General features: G+C 71.7%; 18 protein-coding genes. 8 read left to right on the top strand and 10 right to left on the bottom strand.

Annotated features, from left to right (window positions below):
• Nucleotides 1–13: 13 nt before the first annotated feature.
• The 3 genes from FCN18_RS29595 to FCN18_RS29585 are packed head-to-tail and all read right to left on the bottom strand — an operon-like array spanning nucleotide 14 to nucleotide 2,258.
• On the bottom strand, nucleotides 14–739 hold the full coding sequence (locus FCN18_RS29595; protein ID WP_112271322.1) for a GntR family transcriptional regulator: 726 nt from the start codon (nucleotides 737–739) through the stop codon (nucleotides 14–16).
• A 2-nt stretch (nucleotides 740–741) separates the two neighbouring features.
• The gene (locus FCN18_RS29590; protein ID WP_113643758.1) at nucleotides 742–1,464 is read right to left on the bottom strand and encodes a maleate cis-trans isomerase family protein; all 723 of its coding nucleotides are present in this window, start codon (nucleotides 1,462–1,464) and stop codon (nucleotides 742–744) included.
• 44 nt (nucleotides 1,465–1,508) lie between these two features.
• Nucleotides 1,509–2,258, bottom strand: coding sequence for a maleate cis-trans isomerase family protein (locus tag FCN18_RS29585; RefSeq protein WP_112271058.1), 750 nt, complete (start codon nucleotides 2,256–2,258; stop codon nucleotides 1,509–1,511).
• A gap of 156 nt (nucleotides 2,259–2,414) precedes the next feature.
• Between FCN18_RS29585 and FCN18_RS29580 the strand changes: the two genes are divergently transcribed.
• Complete coding sequence (locus FCN18_RS29580) at nucleotides 2,415–3,332, top strand: D-2-hydroxyacid dehydrogenase (protein ID WP_112271324.1); 918 nt, start codon at nucleotides 2,415–2,417, stop codon at nucleotides 3,330–3,332.
• Between the two features lie 66 nt (nucleotides 3,333–3,398).
• Complete coding sequence (locus tag FCN18_RS29575) at nucleotides 3,399–4,808, top strand: amidase (RefSeq protein WP_113643759.1); 1,410 nt, start codon at nucleotides 3,399–3,401, stop codon at nucleotides 4,806–4,808.
• 58 nt (nucleotides 4,809–4,866) lie between these two features.
• On the opposite strand, the gene FCN18_RS29570 is transcribed toward FCN18_RS29575, so the two are convergent.
• The 4 genes from FCN18_RS29570 to FCN18_RS29555 form a co-directional block, all read right to left on the bottom strand.
• Nucleotides 4,867–5,313 (bottom strand): VOC family protein, encoded by a 447-nt coding sequence (locus FCN18_RS29570; protein ID WP_112271062.1) that lies wholly within the window; start codon nucleotides 5,311–5,313, stop codon nucleotides 4,867–4,869.
• Nucleotides 5,310–6,533, bottom strand: a complete 1,224-nt coding sequence (locus FCN18_RS29565; RefSeq protein WP_113643763.1) for an MFS transporter — start codon at nucleotides 6,531–6,533, stop codon at nucleotides 5,310–5,312. The genes FCN18_RS29570 and FCN18_RS29565 overlap by 4 nt, the downstream gene beginning before the upstream one ends.
• Nucleotides 6,533–7,057: an ArsR/SmtB family transcription factor gene (locus FCN18_RS29560; protein WP_113643765.1), complete on the bottom strand. Its 525-nt coding sequence runs from the start codon at nucleotides 7,055–7,057 to the stop codon at nucleotides 6,533–6,535. The genes FCN18_RS29565 and FCN18_RS29560 overlap by 1 nt, the downstream gene beginning before the upstream one ends.
• 101 nt (nucleotides 7,058–7,158) lie before the next feature.
• Entirely contained in the window at nucleotides 7,159–8,526 is a 1,368-nt protein-coding gene (locus FCN18_RS29555) for a WS/DGAT/MGAT family O-acyltransferase (protein ID WP_112271326.1), read from the bottom strand.
• A 124-nt stretch (nucleotides 8,527–8,650) separates the two neighbouring features.
• Here FCN18_RS29555 and FCN18_RS29550 point away from each other — a divergent pair, with 124 nt between their 5' ends.
• Genes FCN18_RS29550 through FCN18_RS29540 form a run of 3 tightly spaced genes read left to right on the top strand, consistent with a single transcriptional unit; the run spans nucleotide 8,651 to nucleotide 11,736 of the window.
• Nucleotides 8,651–9,652, top strand: a complete 1,002-nt coding sequence (locus FCN18_RS29550) for a glutathione S-transferase family protein (protein ID WP_112271068.1) — start codon at nucleotides 8,651–8,653, stop codon at nucleotides 9,650–9,652.
• 22 nt (nucleotides 9,653–9,674) lie between these two features.
• Nucleotides 9,675–11,306, top strand: coding sequence for a thiamine pyrophosphate-binding protein (locus tag FCN18_RS29545; protein WP_112271070.1), 1,632 nt, complete (start codon nucleotides 9,675–9,677; stop codon nucleotides 11,304–11,306).
• 25 nt (nucleotides 11,307–11,331) lie between these two features.
• Complete coding sequence (locus tag FCN18_RS29540; RefSeq protein ID WP_112271072.1) at nucleotides 11,332–11,736, top strand: CoA-binding protein; 405 nt, start codon at nucleotides 11,332–11,334, stop codon at nucleotides 11,734–11,736.
• 2 nt (nucleotides 11,737–11,738) lie between these two features.
• On the opposite strand, the gene FCN18_RS29535 is transcribed toward FCN18_RS29540, so the two are convergent.
• Complete coding sequence (locus FCN18_RS29535; protein ID WP_137096636.1) at nucleotides 11,739–12,116, bottom strand: nitroreductase family deazaflavin-dependent oxidoreductase; 378 nt, start codon at nucleotides 12,114–12,116, stop codon at nucleotides 11,739–11,741.
• Between the two features lie 48 nt (nucleotides 12,117–12,164).
• Between FCN18_RS29535 and FCN18_RS29530 the strand changes: the two genes are divergently transcribed.
• From FCN18_RS29530 to FCN18_RS29520, 3 genes are all read left to right on the top strand, one after another.
• The gene (locus tag FCN18_RS29530) at nucleotides 12,165–13,382 is read left to right on the top strand and encodes an MFS transporter (protein WP_228714186.1); all 1,218 of its coding nucleotides are present in this window, start codon (nucleotides 12,165–12,167) and stop codon (nucleotides 13,380–13,382) included.
• A 99-nt stretch (nucleotides 13,383–13,481) separates the two neighbouring features.
• On the top strand, nucleotides 13,482–14,585 hold the full coding sequence (locus FCN18_RS29525; protein ID WP_228714185.1) for an MFS transporter: 1,104 nt from the start codon (nucleotides 13,482–13,484) through the stop codon (nucleotides 14,583–14,585).
• Nucleotides 14,586–14,594: 9 nt separating this feature from the next.
• The gene (locus FCN18_RS29520; RefSeq protein ID WP_112271078.1) at nucleotides 14,595–15,962 is read left to right on the top strand and encodes an FAD-binding oxidoreductase; all 1,368 of its coding nucleotides are present in this window, start codon (nucleotides 14,595–14,597) and stop codon (nucleotides 15,960–15,962) included.
• A 47-nt stretch (nucleotides 15,963–16,009) separates the two neighbouring features.
• Here FCN18_RS29520 and FCN18_RS29515 read toward each other — a convergent pair whose 3' ends face one another.
• The gene (locus tag FCN18_RS29515; protein WP_137096635.1) at nucleotides 16,010–16,702 is read right to left on the bottom strand and encodes a B3/B4 domain-containing protein; all 693 of its coding nucleotides are present in this window, start codon (nucleotides 16,700–16,702) and stop codon (nucleotides 16,010–16,012) included.
• A gap of 10 nt (nucleotides 16,703–16,712) precedes the next feature.
• Nucleotides 16,713–17,324 (bottom strand): LysE family translocator, encoded by a 612-nt coding sequence (locus tag FCN18_RS29510; RefSeq protein WP_137096634.1) that lies wholly within the window; start codon nucleotides 17,322–17,324, stop codon nucleotides 16,713–16,715.
• Between the last annotated feature and the right edge of the window lie 3 nt (nucleotides 17,325–17,327).

Raw genomic sequence — 17,327 nt, 5'->3', positions numbered from 1 at the left:
TCGTCAGTGCCGCTCAGGCCAGGTCGACGCCGTCGCGCGTCAGGCCCGGCGCGGCGCCGGAGTGCAGGCTCGTGCCGGGTGCCAGGCGCTGCACAGCGTCGTCCATGTGCGCTTCGAGCAGCGCCAGCATCGACTCCTCGTCGCCGGCACGCAGGGCCTCGATGATCTTGTTGTGCTCGGTGACTCGCTCGTCGACGCCCTGGTAGTTCTTGCTGTAGGTGTTCTGCAGCGCGGACAGGCACATGCGGGTCTCGATGAGCAGCGTCCGCGCCATCCTGGCCAGGCGCCTGCTGCCTGACGCCTCGATCAGCGCCTCGTGGAAGCGCAGGTCCGCCTCGGTCAGCGCGGTCGGGTCGTCCTGCTCGTCGGCGTGGGCCATGGCCTCCACGGCCTCGTCGAGGATCCCGGCCACCCGTTCGCGGTCGCCCGAGCGCACGACCCGGGTCGCGGCCGCCCGCTCGACCGCGGAGCGTGCCGAGTAGATGTCGTAGACGTCGCCAGGTTCGAGGTCGATCACGAACAGGCCCCGGTGCCGCTCGCTGCGCAGGAGGCCCTCCGACACGAGCCGCTGCATGGCCTCCCGCAGCGGCCCGCGCGAGACCTGGAACCGCGCGGCCAGCTCGGTCTCGCCGAGCTGAGTGCCAGGGGGCAGCGAACCGGTCATGATCGCGTCCCTCAGCTGGCGCGCGATGATGGCCGCGGTGGATTCCCGGTTGACCGGTTCGATGTCCGCAAGCATGTTCACGCGCCCTTCGCCCGGAACAGCGTGCCGAGGCCGGGGACCTCGCGGGTGGTGCCGGTCAGGCGCAGGCCTTCCCACACGGTGACCTGGTTGGCCGTCAGCACGGGCTTGCCGAGCCGCTCTTCGATCGTGTCGATCAGCGCGAGCGTGCGCATCGCGGTGTCGGGCACGAGCAGCGCGTCGGCGTCGGGGTGGTCGCGGCTGACGACCAGCTCGACGACCTGCTCCGGGGCCAGCTCGCCGACCTCGGCCGCCGTGTCGATGTCCGCGGCCGACATGGAGACGACCTCGATGCCGCCCCGGCCGAGGAACTCCACGAACAGCTCGGCGACGTCGTCGGGGTAGCTCGCCGCGACGGCGACCTTTCGCAGGCCCAGCGCGGTGGCCGCCCGCACGAAGGCGAACGACGTGCTCGACGCCGGCAGGCCTCCCGCGGCGGCGGAGAGCTTGGCGACCTGCTCCTCCGCGCCGTCCCAGCCGTAGACGAAGCTGCCGCTCGTGCAGGCCCAGACCACGGCCGACGGCTCATGCCTGGCGAGCAGCGCGGCGCCCTCGGCGAGCCGGTCGGGGGATCCCAGGTCGAGCAGCTCGGCGACCGCGTGCAGGTCGGTGCCGTAGATGTGCTCGACGGGCAGCCTCGCACCGTCACCGAGCATGCGCTCGGCGAGCGGGTAGTCGTCCTCCGCCGCGTGGTCCGGGTAGATGAAGCCGACCGTGGGCACTGGTGCACCTCCTCGCAGATTGTCGACAATCCTACTAGAGCTGGTCAAGATACCTCACGCAGCCACTTTCCGGGTCCGACGATCGGCAGCCCCATGCGCTTGAGGCAGGCCCACATCGTCAGCTGGTTGGCCGTGAGCACCGGCTTGCCGAGCCGCTCCTCGAGCGGCTCGATCACGTCGTAGGTGGGCAGGTTGGTGCAGCTGACGAAGATGGCCTCGGCGGCGCTGTGGTCGGCGGCGAGGATGCGCTCGGCGATGGTGCGGTAGCTGACCTTCCAGATGCCGCCGCCCAGTCCGAGGTGGTCGCTGGACATCGTCTTCACGCCGAGCTCGTCGAGGAACTCGTGCAGCTTGCCGGTGAGGTCCGCGTCGTAGGGCGTCAGCACCGAGATCCGGGCGAGGTCGAGCTGCTGCAGCACCTCCGCGAGCGCACCCGAGGTCGTCACGGCGGCGGGGGCGCCTGCGTCGCAGATCACCTTGCGCAGCGTCCTTTCCGCGTCCACACCACTGACGAAGCTGCCCGACGTGCAGAGGTATGCCACGACCTCCGGCTCCACGTGCAGCACGTCGCGCGTCGCCGCCGCGAGGTGGTGGGCGTTGCTCACGAGGTGGGCCATCTCCATGCTCACCGGCACGGGTTCGTACGGAGTCCTGGCGAGGTGTAGTGAGACCTCCATCGGCACCCAGCGCCAGAGCTCACGCTCCAGCGCGAGATCGAACGGCGCGATCACGCCGATTCCCCGCTGGGCCAACGGCCCTTCGAAGGCGGGGAAGTCCAGGGCTGCGAAATCCAAGGCTCCGACCTCCGACGGCTTTCTTTGCAGGAGTGTGCCTCCGGGGTGACTCCTCGGATTGTTGACAATCATACGACCGGCTCTTACCGTGTCAACGTGAGTGGCACGGAATCACCGGTGCTCGCGGTGCTCTGCGGGGACAAGCACCCCCCGGACATGGAGCCCATCGAGCAAGAGGCGGCAGTTCGTTACACCGATGCCGACGGCCTTGCCGATGCCCTGCGCGACGCCGACGCGTTGTTCGTCTACGACTTCCTCTCCACGGCAGTACCCGGCGCATGGCATGCGGCAAACCGTTTGCGCTGGTTGCACATCGCGAGCGCGGGCGTCGACCCCGTGATGTTTCCCGCGATGCGCGAGAGCGACGTGGTGCTGACCAATTCGCGAGGTGTGTTCGACAACTCCATCGCGGAGTACGTCCTCGGGCAGGTCCTTGCGTTCGCAAAGGATTTCGCCAGATCGATCAAGCTCCAGCGCGAGCGGACGTGGCTGCACCGCGAGAGCGAGCGGATCGAGGGCCGGTCGGTGCTCGTCGTCGGCACCGGCCCCATCGGACGGTCGATCGCGCGGCTGCTGCGGGCCGTGGGCATGCGCGTCGCGGGCGCGGGCCGCACGGCCCGCGAGGGCGACCCCGACTTCGGGACCGTCCACGCCTCCGCGCGACTGAACGAGCACCTGCCGGAGTTCGATTACGTGGTGGCCGTCGCGCCGCTGACCGAACAGACGAAAGGGATGTTCGACGCGTCCGCCTTCGCCGCGATGAAGCCGGGTGCCCGGTTCGTCAACGTCGGCAGGGGCGAGCTCGTGGTCACCGGCGACCTCGTGGAGGCCCTGCGTGCGGAGCGGATCGCCGGCGCGGCCCTCGACGTCTTCGACACCGAGCCGCTGCCCGCCGAGAGTCCGCTGTGGACGATGGAGAACGTGCACATCTCGCCGCACATGTCGGGTGACTTCGTCGGCTGGCGAAACGCGCTGGTCGAGGTCTTCGCCGACAACTTCCGGCGATGGCGCGCCGGGCAGCCCCTCGTCAACGTGGTCGACAAGGGTTTGGGCTACGTTCCGTCAGGTGGTTGACGGGCGAGGCGGCCGGCCTCGCCGGTGATGCCGCACGCCGAGCCGTTACCAGTACCGAGGAGAGACATGCCAAGCACCGGAACCCTGCTGACCGCGAGCGAACTGGTCGCGGCCTACTCGTCGGGGGAACTGTCTCCGGTGGAGGCGACGGAGGCCTCCCTCGAGGTGATCGAGCAACGCGACAAGGAGTTGAACGCCTTCACGCTTGTGGACCCCGAGGTGGCGCTCGACCAGGCACGGGCCTCGGAGGAGCGCTGGCGCGAGGGCAACCCGATCGGCTGGCTCGACGGCGTGCCCGCATCGATCAAGGACATGTTCCTGACCCAGGGCTGGCCTACCCTGCGCGGCTCGGTGTGCATCGACCGCGACCAGCCGTGGGACGTGGACAGTCCGGTTACCGCGCGCATGCGGGAGAACGGGCTCGTGCTGCTCGGCAAGACCACCACTCCCGAGCTGGGCTGGAAGGGCGTCACCGACAACCCGCTCGACGGCATCACCCGCAACCCCTGGAACCCGGCGCTCACGCCGGGCGGCTCCAGCGGTGGCAGCGCGGTCGCGGTGGCCACGGGCATGAGCGAGCTGTCGGTGGGCACCGACGGTGGCGGCTCGGTGCGCATTCCCGCGTCGTTCTGCGGCGTCGTCGGGTTCAAGCCGACAGCGGGGCGCGTCCCGCTGTTCCCCGCGAGCCCGTTCGGCGCGCTCGCCCATGCCGGGCCGATGGCGCGCTCCGTGGACGACATCGCGTTGCTGCTGGACGTGCTGGCCACGCCGGACCACCGCGACCCGAGCGCGCTGACGCCGCCGATCGGCACCTACCGCGAGGCCGTGCGCCGAGATGTCCGTGGCCTGCGGGCGGCGTTCTCGCCCGCGCTCGGCTACATCGACGTGGACCCCGAGGTGGCGCAGGCGGTGGTGTCGACGGTCGCCGCGCTGAGCGAGGCCGGACTGTCCGTCGAGGAGGCCGACCCCGGTTTCGCCGACCCCGTCGAGGCGTTCGACGTGTTGTGGTCCACCGGCGCCGCGAAGTGGCTCGACTCGTTCCCGGCGGGTTCGGAGGAACGGATCGACCAGGGCCTGCGCAAGGTCTGGGAGCAGGGGCGCACCTACTCGGCGAGCGACTACCTCGACGCACAGGCCAAGCGCGCCGCGCTCGGCATCCACATGGGCGAGTTCCATCTTCGCTACGACGTGCTGATCACGCCGACGATGCCGATCCAGCCGTTCGAGGCCGGCCACGACGTGCCGCCCGGCAGCGGGCTCGAGAGCTGGCCACAGTGGACGCGGTTCACGTACCCGTTCAACATGACCCAGCAGCCCGCGATCACGGTGCCGGCCGGGTTCACGTCGCAGGGCCTGCCGGTGGGCCTGCAGATCGTCGGCCCGAGGCATTCCGACGACCTCGTGCTCGCGGTGGCGAAGCTGGTGGAGGAGATCCGTCCCTGGGTCACCGACCGCGCCGCCGGCTCCGGCCGCTGATCGTCCCCCAAGGCCACCTTGGGTGCGTTGAACGCAACAAAGGTGGCCTTGGGGAGCGTCAACCGGGCGCGAGTGGGGGCATCGCGGCGCCTCCGGGGTTCCAGTTGGCGAGGAAGCCGGGCTGCGCCGAGACGTCGACCAGTTCGAGCCGGGCGCCGATGCTGTCGAGCCGGTGGTAGCTGAACGGCCTGCCGTACGGGCACGCGTCGAACGCCACGGGCGCCCCTTCGCCCGCCAGCCGTTCGCTGTCGGCGGCGACGTCCGCCGACCAGTAGCCGAGGTGGTCGAACCGGTTGCCCGTCGAGGTGTCCCACGGGCTGCCCTCGGTCCCGGTGATCAGCTCGAAGAACGGCGGCCCCTCGGCGGAGAACGCGATGCGGTAGTCCCAGTCGCCGAGCCGGCCCTCGCGCGCGGGGGACCACGTCACCCCCACGGTGCGGCTCAGCTCGTCCTGCGCGCGCTCGATGTCGGCGACCACGAAGCACAGATGGTAGAAGCCCGTCATTCCCTCGTTCCTACCAGTTTCCGCTCCAGCCCACGGATCTCTCCGCTCAGCAGCGTCAGCAGGGTGACGACCGTGAGCACGGCCGCGCCGCCCAGCACCGTCGCCTCCACGCCGAAGCGCGCCGCGAGCGGGCCCGCCGCGACTTCGCCGACGGGCAGTGCCACGAACGAGCCGAGCATGTCGTAGGAGTAGACGCGCGCGAGCCGGTCCTCGGGAATGTTCTCCTGCAGCGAGACGTCCCACGCCACCACGAACTGCTCGGTCGCCACCCCGGCGACGAACATCGCCAGCAGCAGGGGGACCACCTGCGGCAACTCGGCGAGCAGCACGAGCGGCACCGCGTCGAGCATCGTCACGGCCACGCCGACACGCAGCGCCCTTCGCGGTTGCCAGCGCGCCACGAGCACACCGCCGACGAACGCACCAGCCGTGTGCGCGGCGAGCACGAACCCCCACGCCGCCCTGCCGATGGTGTCGTCGGCGATCGCGGGGCCCAGCACCACGACGCAGCCGGAGATCACCGCGTTGACCACCATGAACTGCACGACCACGAGCCACACCCAGCGGCGCGCGGTGAACTCGCGCCAGCCCGCGGCCAGTTCGGCGAGCGGGCTCTGCCGCTCCGTGCGGACGGGCCCGCGCACCCGCACGGCGTGATAGGCGAGCGCGGCGGCGAGGAACACGCAGGCGTTCACCGCAATCGCCCAGCCGGAGCCCGCCGCCGCGACGAGCACGCCGCCGAGCGCGGCTCCCGCGACGCGCCCGGTGTTGACCGCCATGCGCACCAGCGCGTTGGCGGGTGTCAGGAGCTCCGGCGGTACGGTCTGCGGGGTCAGCGACGCCGCCGCGGGCAGGGAGATCGCCGCGACCGCACCGTTGGCGGCGCCAACGACCACGAGCAGCGGGATCGACGCGAATCCACTGAGGACACTCAGTGCGATGAGCCCCTGCGTGAGAAACGCCGCGAGCTCCGTGCCCTGCAGTATCACGCCGCGGGGCAGCCGGTCGGCGAGCACGCCACCGAGCAGTAGCAGCGCGACGTTGGCCAGCGATCTCGCCGCCACCACGAGCCCGAGGTCCACCAGCGAGCCGGTGAGGTCGAGCACTGTGAACGCGAGCGCCACGGGCGCGATGGCGTTGCCGAACTCGGCCGCCGTGCGCCCGGCGAGCAGCGCGCGGAAGTCGGGGTGCCGCAGCGGTGCCCCCAGTCCGGCTCTCACTACCGGCCGCCGTCCTCGAGCATGAACAGGGCCACGGTCGCGCTGACGCGGTTCGTGCCGGGTGTGCGGGGCGGCTTCGCCGCGTCGTGCAGCACCTCGGACAGCCGCAGCGACAGCTCCCGCGCCCGTTCCCACGTCTGCTCGTCCACCCACACCTCGGCGTCGATGAGCGACGCGGGCCTGCCCGGCGCGCGGTAGGAGGCCCTGCGGTGCAGCTCGTCGGCGAGCGCGGTGAGCAGCACCGGCTCCTCGGCGGGTTCGCGGCCCAGGAGTCCGGTGCCGCTTTCCGGGTCGTGCCGGTAACGCTTGGCGCGTCCGCCCCGGATGCTCACTTCCTCCGCGACGTACAGCAGGCCGGCGTCGGCGAGCCTGCGCAGGTGGTAGCTGACGTTGGCCTGGCTCTCGCCCAGTTCCCTCGCCGCCTCCGCCGCGCTCATCGGCGCGGCGGTGAGCAGCGACAGGATGCGCAAACGCAGGGGGTGCGCGAGCACGCGCAGCCCGTCGAGTGGTGATTTCTCCGCCATCCCGCTCAGCATCGCGCCAGGCGAGCCAACTGTCAAACACTTCTTTGGAGGTTAGCGCGGTCCGACCGCAGTGAAGGTGGCCTTCACTGCAGTCGGGCGGGCTACCGGGCCGCGTACTCCAGCTCAGCCAGTGCGGTGTCCAGGTGCAGCAGGAGCCGCTGGAGATGGGGGACGCTGCGGCGGCAGCCGGTGATGCCGAAGTCGAGGTTGTCGCCGTTGTTGGTCAGCGTGATGTTGAGCGCCTGCCCGTCGAGTAGCACCGACGCCGGGTAGATGCCGTCTAGCGTCGCCCCGTTCCAGTACATCTGCTTGCGCGGGCCCGGCACGTTCGAGATCACGATGTTGAACGGCGGGCGCGTGTGGTTGGCGTAACCGGGCAGCGGTGAGGCGCCCAGCGGTGCGATGTTGAGCGCCGACAGCAGCAGGATCTGCAACGGAGTCAGCTCCTTGAACAGGCGCTTGCCGTCGGCCATCGAACGGGAGATCACCGCGAGCCGCTCCGCCGGATCGGACCGGTCGGTGCCGAGGTTGCACAGCAGCGCGCCGATCTGGTTGCCGGACGCCTCGCCCGAGTCGGCGCGGCTGCGCAGCGACACCGGCACCATCGCGGTGAGCGGCGCGTCCGGAAGCGCGCGCTGCTCGATGAGGTAGTCGCGCAACGCGCCCGCGCACATCGCGAGCACCACGTCGTTGCGCGACACCCCGGCCGCCGTCGCCACCTTCCGCACCCGTTCCAGCGGCCACGACTGCGCGGCGAACCGGCGCGCACCGCCGATCGCGACGTTGAACATCGTCCTCGGCGCCTGCAACGGCAGCGTCAGCGTGTGCTCGCGGAACGCCTCGGTCGCCACCTTCGCCGTCATCCTCGGCACGCCGGCGAGCTGTTTCGCCGTGCTGCCCGCCCCGCGCAGCAGGGCGAGCGCGTCGGGCCTGCCGCGCCTCGGCTGGGCCGGTCCGCGCGACCCCCACGGCGCGGGTCCGTCCATCGCCAGCGGGTCGTCGCTCAGGGTGCTCTGCAGCTGACGCAGGGCCGAGACGCCGTCCATCAGCGCGTGGTGGATCTTGCTGTACATCGCGAACCGGCCGTCGTTGAGGCCCTCGACGAGGTGGACCTCCCAGAGCGGCCGGTGCCGGTCGAGCAGCGTGCTGTGCCAGCGGGATGTCAGCTCGAGCAGCTCCCTGACCCGGCCCGGCTGGGGCAGGGCGGAATGCCGGAAGTGGTAGTCGAGGTCAAGCTCGGACTCCTCGGCCCACGCGAGGTAGCCCCCGGTGTTGACGGGGCGGGCCGGGCGGCGCCGGAACAGGCTTCGCACGCTGGAGTTCTCCAGCAGGCCCTCGCGCAGCGATTTCAGGTAATCCGGTCCCGCGCCGTCGGGCTTGGTGAACAGCTGCAGGCCACCCACGTGCATGGGGTGTTCCCTGGTTTCGATGAACAGGAACATCGAGTCCGTCACTGGCATCATCGGCATGACGTCCACCCTCGCGTCGCTCGGCCGGCGTTCGATGTGCGCCGTGTGGCGAGTCTACGTACCAGTGCCCCGTCAAGAACGGTTCAGCACCCAACCGTCCTTGACGGGCACTAGGGTCACTGGCATGACCATTCCGACCGATCCCGAAACCGGCGAGTTTCATCGGGCCCCCAACAGGTTCGCCGAGCGGATCACGGCGGACGGTCGCGACGGCTGGCCCGTCGAACCCGGCCGCTACCGGCTCGTGGTCAGCAGGGCGTGCCCGTGGGCGAGCCGGGCGCTCGTCGTGCGGCGGCTGCTCGGGCTGGAGTCCGTGCTGTCCGTCGCCGTGGCCGATCCGATCCAGGACGAGCGGAGCTGGCGGTTCACGCTCGACCCCGGCGGCGTCGATCCCGTGCTGGGCATCCGGTATCTGCACGAGGCGTACGCGAAGGCGGACCCCGACTACGACGGCGGCATCAGCGTGCCCGCGATCGTCGACGTGCCCAGCGGCAAGCTCGTCACCAACGACTACCCGCAGATCACGCTGGACCTCTCGACGGAGTGGACGGCCCACCACCGCGAGGGTGCGCCCCAGCTGTACCCGGAGGAACTGCGCGAGGAGATCGACGAGGTCAACCGCGGCGTGTACGCGGACGTCAACGCGGCCGTGTACGAGGCGGGGTTCGCGTCGAAGCAGGCCGCCTACGAGAACGCCTACGACCGGCTCTTCGCCCGTCTCGACGAGCTGTCGAAGCGGCTGGAGAACCAGCGCTACCTCGTCGGCGACACCATCACCGAGGCCGACATCCGGTTGTTCACCACGCTCGTCCGCTTCGACGCGGTGTACCACGGGCACTTCAAGTGCAACCGCGACAAGCTCACCGAGCTGCCCGTGCTGTGGGCGTACGCGCGCGATCTGTTCCAGACCCCGGGGTTCGGCGACACCGTCGACTTCGACCACATCAAGCGCCACTACTACCAGGTGCACGAGCAGATCAATCCCACGCGCATCGTGCCGAAAGGTCCGGACCTCTCCCTGTGGGCGACGCCGCACGGGCGTGAGGCGCTCGGCGGCAGGCCGTTCGGCGACGGTACGCCCCCCGGTCCGCCGCCGGGCGAGGAGTCCCTGCCGCCGCAATGGTGAGCGCTGCTCGTATCCTCGCGTCGTGGGTCGGACCGGAGCACAACATCTCGTCTCCGCACTGGGCGAGCTCGGGGTCGACATCGCGTTCGGCCTGCCCGGCGTGCACAACCTCCCGATCTGGGATGCCCTCTCCTCCGCGGGCATCCGGATCGTCGGGGTCCGCCACGAGCAGGCGGCCGGGTTCGCCGCCGACGGCTACGCCCGCGCCACCGGCAGGCTCGGCGTCGCCGTGGTCACCACCGGTCCGGGAGCGGCCAACACCCTCGGAGCCGTTGGCGAGGCGATGGCGTCGGCGTCGCCGGTGCTGGTGCTCGCCACCGACATCCCGTCGACGCTGCGCAGACCGGGCATCGTGCGCGGCGTCCTGCACGAGACCAGCGACCAGCAGGCGATGTTCTCGCCGGTCACCAAGGCGGGCTTCACCGTCGAGCACCCCGACGACCTCGCGGGCACGGTGCGGCGCGCGGCGAGGCTCGCGCTGCGACCGCAGAGCGGGCCCGTGTACGTCGGAATCCCGACGGACTTCCTCACCGCGGAGTGCCTTGACCGCAACGATTCCGAGCCCACCGAGCTGCTCCACGCCCTCGACGTCGAGGACCTCGAACGGGCCCGCGAGGTGCTCTCCGCCGCCGAACGGCCACTGATCTGGGCGGGCGGGGGCGCGCTGCGCTCGGGCGCGGGCGAGGCCGTCGGCCGGCTCGCCGAGACCCTCGCGGCGCCGATCATCACGACGTTCGCCGCCCGCGGCATCGTGCCGCCCGACCACCCGTGCCGCGCGTCGAACCCCGTGCACACGCCGGAGGTCGGCGCCCTGTGGGACGAGGCCGACGTCGTGCTCGCCGTGGGCACCGACTTCGACGGGCTCATGACGCAGAACTGGCGGATGCCGCAGCCTCCGAGGCTCATCGCCGTGAACGTCGACCCCGCCGACGCCGCGAAGAACTACCCACCGGACCTGCTGCTGCTCGGTGACGCGCGGCAGGTGGTGGAACGGCTGCTCGTCGGCCTGTCCGCGCGGCCGGGCCTCGACGCGCTCTCCCGCAGGCTCGACGAGATCGAGCTGCGCGTGCGGCGGCGGGTCCGCAAGGAGGAGCCGCAGGCGGCGGAGTTCCTGGCCGCGCTTGGGGAAACGCTGCCCGACGACTCGGTGCTCGTGTCGGACATGTGCGTGGCGGGCTACTGGGTCGGCGGCTTCTACCGGATCGCCGCGCCGCGCAAACTCGCCTACCCGATGGGCTGGGGCACGCTCGGGTTCGGCTTCCCCGCCTCGCTCGGGGTCGCCGCCGCCGCGCAGGGCAGGGCGGTGTGCGTCACGGGTGACGGCGGGTTCCTCTACGGCGTCGGCGAACTGGCCACGGCGGTGCAGGAGAACCTGCCGATCACGGTGGTCGTCGTCGACGACGGCGGCTACGGGATGCTCCGCTACGACCAGACGAGGGCCGGGCTGCCGCATCGGGGTGTTGACCTCGTCACACCGGACTTCGTCGGGCTGGCCAAGTCGTTCGGCGTCTACGCCGACCGGGTGGACGGGTTCGGCAGGGCGTTCCGCAGGCTGCTGCGGGAGTTCACACGCGCCGACGAGCCGAACGTGCTGGTGGTGAGCGCCGAGCTGAGCCCGCCGCTCAACACCTCTCCCCGCTGGTACCGCAAGTAGGCCGGGCACGACGCACAATGGCGGTATGGACGACACAGCCGCGCGCATTCTCCGGGAGTCGAAGACCATCGCCGTGGTGGGACTGAGCCGCCACCCCGCCAAGGCGGCTCACTCCGTGCCCGCCGCCATGCAGGCGGCCGGGTTCCGCGTGATCCCGGTGAACCCGACCGCCGACGAACTGCTCGGCGAGCGCGTCTACCGCTCGCTTTCGGACATCCCGGACGAGGTCGACGTGGTGAACGTGTTCCGGCCCTCGGCCGAGGCCGCCGGGGTCGCTCGCGAGGCCGTGCGCATCGGCGCGAAGGCGTTGTGGCTACAGCAGGACATCGTCTCGCCGGAGGCCCGCGCGATCGCCGAGGAGGCCGGGCTGACCTACGTCGAGGACCAGTGCATGGCCGTGGTCCGCGCCATCAACGGCATCCGCAAGTAGCGTCACTCCTCGGCCAGATAGAGCAGGTCGTTCACGCTCAGCACGCCGAGGAACGCCCTGACCGGCTGCGGGAGCGCGCCGCGGCTCTCGTCGTGCACGAGCCGTGGCCGCACGAGCCGCACCGTGCGGCCACGGGTCTCCAGCTCGCAGCCGCCCTCGGCGAGGACGTTGCGCACCCAGTCGGTGTCCGGGCCGTAGGTGAGCGCGATGACGTAGCCGCCCTTGATCCGGAACACGTTCAGCGGCGTGCGGTACGTCCTGCCGGATTTGCGGCCCCGGTGGACGAGGATGCCGAACCCCGGCAGCCGTCCCGCGCCCGCGCTCGCGACACGGTTGGTGACGACGCGGTTGAAGCGGGCGAGTCCCCTCGGCAGTGGCATGGCCCGCAGTCTGCCGTATGCGGGCCCACCGCGTGTGAGGATGCGGGGGTGCATCTGCTGGAGCGGCGCGCGGCCCGGCGCCGGAGCCTCGGGTTCTGGCTGGTGGCGACCGTGCTGTTCCTGCTCATGTTCGCCGCCAGCGCGCCCTCGCCGCTCTACGTCGTGTACCAGGGGCTGTGGGGGTTCAGCCCGGCCACGCTCACCGCGGTGTTCGCGGTCTACGTCCTCGCGCTGCTGGCCATGCTCGTGTCGGCTGGCGGGCTGTCCGACTTCGTCGGCCGCAAGCCCGTGCTGGCGGCGGCCATCGCCGTCGAGGCGGCGAGCATGCTGTTGTTCCTGCTCGCCGACGGCGTCGGCTGGCTCTACGCGGCCCGGATCCTGCAGGGCGTCGGCACGGGGCTCGCGACGGGCACGATCAGCGCGTCGCTGATCGACCTCGAACGCAGGCCGGGTTTCGGCGCGCTCGTCAACAGCGCCGTGCCCACCGCGGGGCTCGCGGCCGGCGCGCTCGGCACGGGCCTGCTCGTGCAGTACGCCCCGGCGCCGACGCGGCTGGTGTACGCGCTGCTGCTCGTCGCCTTCGTGCTCACCGGGCTCGCGCTCGCTGTCATGCCGGAGCCGGTGCGCCGCAGGCCGGGTGTGCTGCGCTCGCTGCTGCCGGAGCTGGGCGTGCCGAAACGCGCGCGCCTCGCGTTCGTGGTGGTGCTGCCGTCGCTCATGGCCACGTGGTCGCTCGGCGGGCTCTACCTCTCCCTCGGTCGCTCGCTGGTGGTGGAGGTACTGGGTGTCACCGCGCCGATCGCGGGCGGGCTCGTGATCTTCCTGCTGATGGGCACCGGGTCGGCCGCGTCGATGCTGCTGCGCGGACGGGACTCCCGCACGGCGATCGTCGCGGGCGGGCTGTTCCTCGCGGGCGGGGTCGGGCTGTTGCTCCTGGCGCTCGCCCTGCCATCGCCCGCGCTGTTCTTCGCGGGCACGGTGGTGAGCGGCTTCGGTTTCGGCACGTCGTTCCTCGGCGCGTTCCGCACGGCGACGGGCCTGGCCGAGCCGGGAAGCCGGGCCGCGCTCGTCGCGACCCTCTACACGGCGTCGTACCTGTCGTTCAGCCTGCCCTCGCTCGCCGCCGGCCTCGCCGCGACGAACCTCGGCCTGCATCCCACCGCCACCGGCTACGGGCTGGTGGTGATCGCGCTCGCGCTGACGGCTGTGGTCGCGACCGTTCGCTTCGCGCGGAAAACCCGCGACAGGACGGGCGAATCGGGCTAACCTCGCCGCATGCCGTTCCTTTGACGTAGGACACCGCTTCCCGCCGACGCCCGTCCGTTCGTCCGGCTGATCCGGCTCTGGGCGCTGCTGGCGGATGTCGTGCCCCTGTACCCGCTGTACGCGCTGCTGTTCGCCGACACCGGGCTGTCCGACGCCGAGATCTCCGCGCTGTTCGCGATCTGGTCGGTGGTCGGCATCGTCGTCGAAGTGCCCACGGGCGCGCTCGCCGACCGGTTCTCCCGCAAGAGCGCCCTCGTGGCGGGCGGGGTGCTGCAGGCGGCGGGTTACGCGCTGTGGACGGCGACTCCCGGCTTCACCGCGTTCGCCGCCGGTTTCGTGCTGTGGGGACTCGGGGGCTCGCTCGTGTCCGGTTCGGTGGAGGCCCTGCTCTACGACGGCCTGGTCGCGACCGGCGCGCAGGAGCACTTCACGAGGATCTACGGCCAGGTCGGCGCGTTCGAGCTGATCGCGCAGATCCCGGCCGCCGTCGCCGCGACGGTGCTGTTCCCGCTCGGCGGCTACGAGCTCGTGGGTTGGGCCAGCGTCGCCACGTGCCTCACCGCGGCGTTCGTCGCGTCCCGCGTCCCCGAGCCGCCGCGCACCGAATCCGGCGAGGAAGACGGCGAGGCGAGCTACCTCGCGGCCCTGCGAACGGGTGTCGTCGAGGCGGTGCGCAGTCCCGCCGTCCGCGGAGCCGTCGTGGCCGTGGCCCTGCTGACCTCGCTCGACGGCATCGAGGAGTACTTTCCCCTGCTGGCCCGCGACTGGCACGTGCCTGTCGACGCGATCCCGCTCGCGGTGGTGGCGATCCCGCTCGCCGGTGCCGCCGGCTCGGCGCTCGCGGGCAGGCTCGACCGCCTTCGCCCGCTCTCGCTCGCGCTCGTGCTCCTCGCGGGCGTGCTCGTGTTCGCGCTCGCGGGCCTGCTCGGGGTGCCGCTGGGCCTGGTGCTGGTGGGCCTGTTCTACGCGGCGTACCGGGCCGTGCTGGTGGTCGCGAACGCCAGGTTGCAGGAGCGCATCGACGGCACCGCTCGTGCCACGGTCACCTCCGTGGCCGGACTCGGGACGGACCTGGCCGGGCTGCTGCTCTACGCGGCGTGGGCGGTGGCGGGGCTGCCCGCCGCGCTCGGGCTCGCGCTCGTGGTGGTGGCGGTGCTGCCGTTCGGCCTGCGCGGGAGGTCGGCGGCCGGGGCCCGCACGTAGCCTGCCCACATGCTGATCGACGACCTCAGGCGCGAGCTGGCCCCCGACCGTCTCGTGGAGGACCAGGACGTCGCCTCCGGCTACAGCCACGACGAGGCCGAATGGGCGCCGCACGGCAAGCCGGTGGTGGTGGTCCGGCCGCGCACGGCCGAGGAGGTCCAGACGGTGGTCAGGGCCTGCCTGCGGCACGGCGTCCCGCTGGTGCCGCGCGGGGCGGGCACGGGCCTGTCGGGCGGGGCCAACGCCGTCGAAGGCGGCGTGGTGCTCTCGACCGAGCGGCTGTCGGCCATCCGCGAGATCAACCCGCTGGAACGCCTCGCCGTGGTGGAGCCTGGCGTCGTCAACGACGACCTGCGAGCCGCCTGCGCCGAGCACGGCCTGTGGTACCCGCCGGACCCGGCGAGCGCGCCGTGGTCGACCATCGGCGGCAACGTCGCCACCAACGCGGGCGGGCTGTGTTGCGTGAAGTACGGCGTGACCCGCGACTACGTGCTCGGCCTCCAGGTCGTGACGGGCACGGGTGAGCTGGTTCGGCTGGGCAGGCGCACCGCGAAGGGTGTCGCGGGCTACGACCTCGCCGGGCTCATGGTCGGCTCGGAGGGCACGCTCGGCGTGATCACGGAGGTGACCGTGCGGCTGCGCCCGCTGCGCGATCCCGAGCACACGGTCGCCGGGTACTTCTCCTCGGTCGTCGACGCGGGCCGCGCGGTGTCGGCGGTCGCGGCCGCCGGGCTCACGCCGTCGGCGCTGGAGCTGGTCGACAAGCACTGCCTCGCCGCCGTGGACCAGTGGAAGAACATGGGCCTCGCCGTGGACGCCGACGTGGTGCTGCTGGGCCGCACCGACGCGCCCGGCGCCGCGGGCGAGCGCGAGGCCGCCGCGATGCTGGAATGCTTCGAACAGGCGGGGGCGAGCTGGGCTGCGCGTTCGACCGACCAGGAGGAGGCCGACGCGCTGTTCGCCGCGAGGCGGCTGGCCTACCCGGCGCTGGAGCGGCTCGGCCCGGTGCTCACCGAGGACGTGTGCGTGCCGAAGGCGGCCGTGCCCGAGATGCTCGCGCGCATCGAGGCCGCGGCCGCGCGCCACGACACGCTGATCGCCAACATCGCGCACGCCGGAGACGGCAACCTGCACCCGCTGCTCATCACGCCGCCGGGCGACGACGACGCGCGGGTGCGCGCACAGCGGGCGTTCCACGAGATCATCGCCGACGCGATCGACCTCGGCGGCACGGTGACCGGCGAGCACGGGGTGGGGCTGCTCAAGCGCGACGGCCTCGCCGGCGAGCTCGACCCGCCCGTGCTGGACATGCACCGCGCCGTCAAGGCCGCGCTCGACCCGCACGGCATCCTCAACCCCGGCAAGGTGATCCCCTAGAGAGGGTTCCGGTTGCTTGCGTGGCCGTGCGGGCTTCAGAACCGGCTCTAGAACTCGAAGCGGGGCTCATCGGCGGTCAGCAGTGCCGTTTTCGTTGCTACGCCCCAGATCGCGGTCAGCTCACCGGCGAGCGTGGGGACGAGCCGCGCGACGTCCTCGGCCGCGCCGGCGTGCACGGCTTCGGCGACGATCAGCACCGACGTGGTCGAGTCGCGCACCACCGACAGCCCGCTCTGCCGGTTGGTCCAGCGCCGCGCGTGTGCGTTGCCCGCGGCGTCGGCGAACGTCACCTCGCCCTCGGCGGGGTGCTCCGGCTGGCCGGACAGCGTCAGGTACCGCTCGCCGCCCGTGGCGTGCCGGACCTCCAGCCCACCTCGGATCGCGGCCCGGTCGAGCACGGCGACGGGGATCGCGAAGGCTATCGACACCGCGTTGCAGAGGTCCACCAGGGGATGGATCGCGGGCAGCTCGCCCTCCCTGCGGAAGCGGCGCAGCAGCGACTCCGCGGCGCAGCGGTACCGCGTCGGTTTGAGGCCCATGCGCGAGAACGTCCGCCGCCACGCCTGGATCTCGGGCAGGTCGGCCTCCGTGCCGGAGGAGAGCCTGTCCGCCGCGACGGCGGTGTGGGCGGCGACGCTTTCGGCCACGGCGGCGTGCTTCGTGATGCCGTCAGCGACGATCGCTCCGGCGGCGAGCTCGGGGTGCCGGGCCCGGATCCCCGGTGAGTGCTGGAAGTACACGCGCTTCTCGCTATCGGTCGGTGAGGGCGAGGCTGGTGGCGAGGCCGGCGAAGGAGCCCGCGAAGACCCGGCGGCTCCACGTCAGCACGCGAGGCCGGGAGATCACGTGGTCGCGCACGGCCGCCGCGAACAGCCCGTACGCGGCGAACACGAGGAACGTCACCAGCATGAAGACCCCGCTCAGCTCCAGCAGCTTCGCCAGCGAACGCGGGTCGTCGTGGCGTACGAACTGGGGAAGGAACGCGACGAAGAAGATCGTCAGCTTGGGGTTGAGGACGTTGATGAGCACCGCGGAGGTGATCACCTTCGCCGCGGGCTCCGGCGGCGCGTGTTCGCGCACGACGAGCGTCCGTTTGTCGCGCAGCGTCGTCACGGCCAGGTAGAGCAGGTACGCCACCCCCAGATAGCGCAGCACCTCGAAGGCGAGTGCACTCGTGTGCAGCAGCGCGGCCAGGCCGGTGAGGGTGGCGACGATGTGCGGGATGACGCCGAGGGTGCAGCCGAACGCCGCGACAAGGCTGGCGCGCCTGCCCCGCGAGACGCCCGCGGAGAGCGTGTAGATCGCGCCGGTGCCGGGGATAGCGGCCACGACGAGCGAGTTCAGCAGGAATGCCGCGTTCATGCC

The organism is Prauserella endophytica, from assembly GCF_005146945.1.
GTDB lineage: Bacteria > Actinomycetota > Actinomycetes > Mycobacteriales > Pseudonocardiaceae > Prauserella_A > Prauserella_A endophytica.
This window is presented reverse-complemented; position numbering and strand designations above follow the sequence as displayed.

What these genes read in the sequence shown, in the direction of transcription:
- FCN18_RS29595 (WP_112271322.1), bottom strand. Translation starts at nt 739, where the DNA reads ATGCTTGCGGACATCGAACCGGTCAACCGGGAATCCACCGCGGCCATC.
- FCN18_RS29580 (WP_112271324.1), top strand. Translation starts at nt 2,415, where the DNA reads ATGGAGCCCATCGAGCAAGAGGCGGCAGTTCGTTACACCGATGCCGAC.
- FCN18_RS29575 (WP_113643759.1), top strand. Translation starts at nt 3,399, where the DNA reads ATGCCAAGCACCGGAACCCTGCTGACCGCGAGCGAACTGGTCGCGGCC.
- FCN18_RS29570 (WP_112271062.1), bottom strand. Translation starts at nt 5,313, where the DNA reads ATGACGGGCTTCTACCATCTGTGCTTCGTGGTCGCCGACATCGAGCGC.
- FCN18_RS29560 (WP_113643765.1), bottom strand. Translation starts at nt 7,057, where the DNA reads ATGGCGGAGAAATCACCACTCGACGGGCTGCGCGTGCTCGCGCACCCC.
- FCN18_RS29555 (WP_112271326.1), bottom strand. Translation starts at nt 8,526, where the DNA reads ATGCCGATGATGCCAGTGACGGACTCGATGTTCCTGTTCATCGAAACC.
- FCN18_RS29550 (WP_112271068.1), top strand. Translation starts at nt 8,651, where the DNA reads ATGACCATTCCGACCGATCCCGAAACCGGCGAGTTTCATCGGGCCCCC.
- FCN18_RS29540 (WP_112271072.1), top strand. Translation starts at nt 11,332, where the DNA reads ATGGACGACACAGCCGCGCGCATTCTCCGGGAGTCGAAGACCATCGCC.
- FCN18_RS29535 (WP_137096636.1), bottom strand. Translation starts at nt 12,116, where the DNA reads ATGCCACTGCCGAGGGGACTCGCCCGCTTCAACCGCGTCGTCACCAAC.
- FCN18_RS29520 (WP_112271078.1), top strand. Translation starts at nt 14,595, where the DNA reads ATGCTGATCGACGACCTCAGGCGCGAGCTGGCCCCCGACCGTCTCGTG.
- FCN18_RS29510 (WP_137096634.1), bottom strand. Translation starts at nt 17,324, where the DNA reads ATGAACGCGGCATTCCTGCTGAACTCGCTCGTCGTGGCCGCTATCCCC.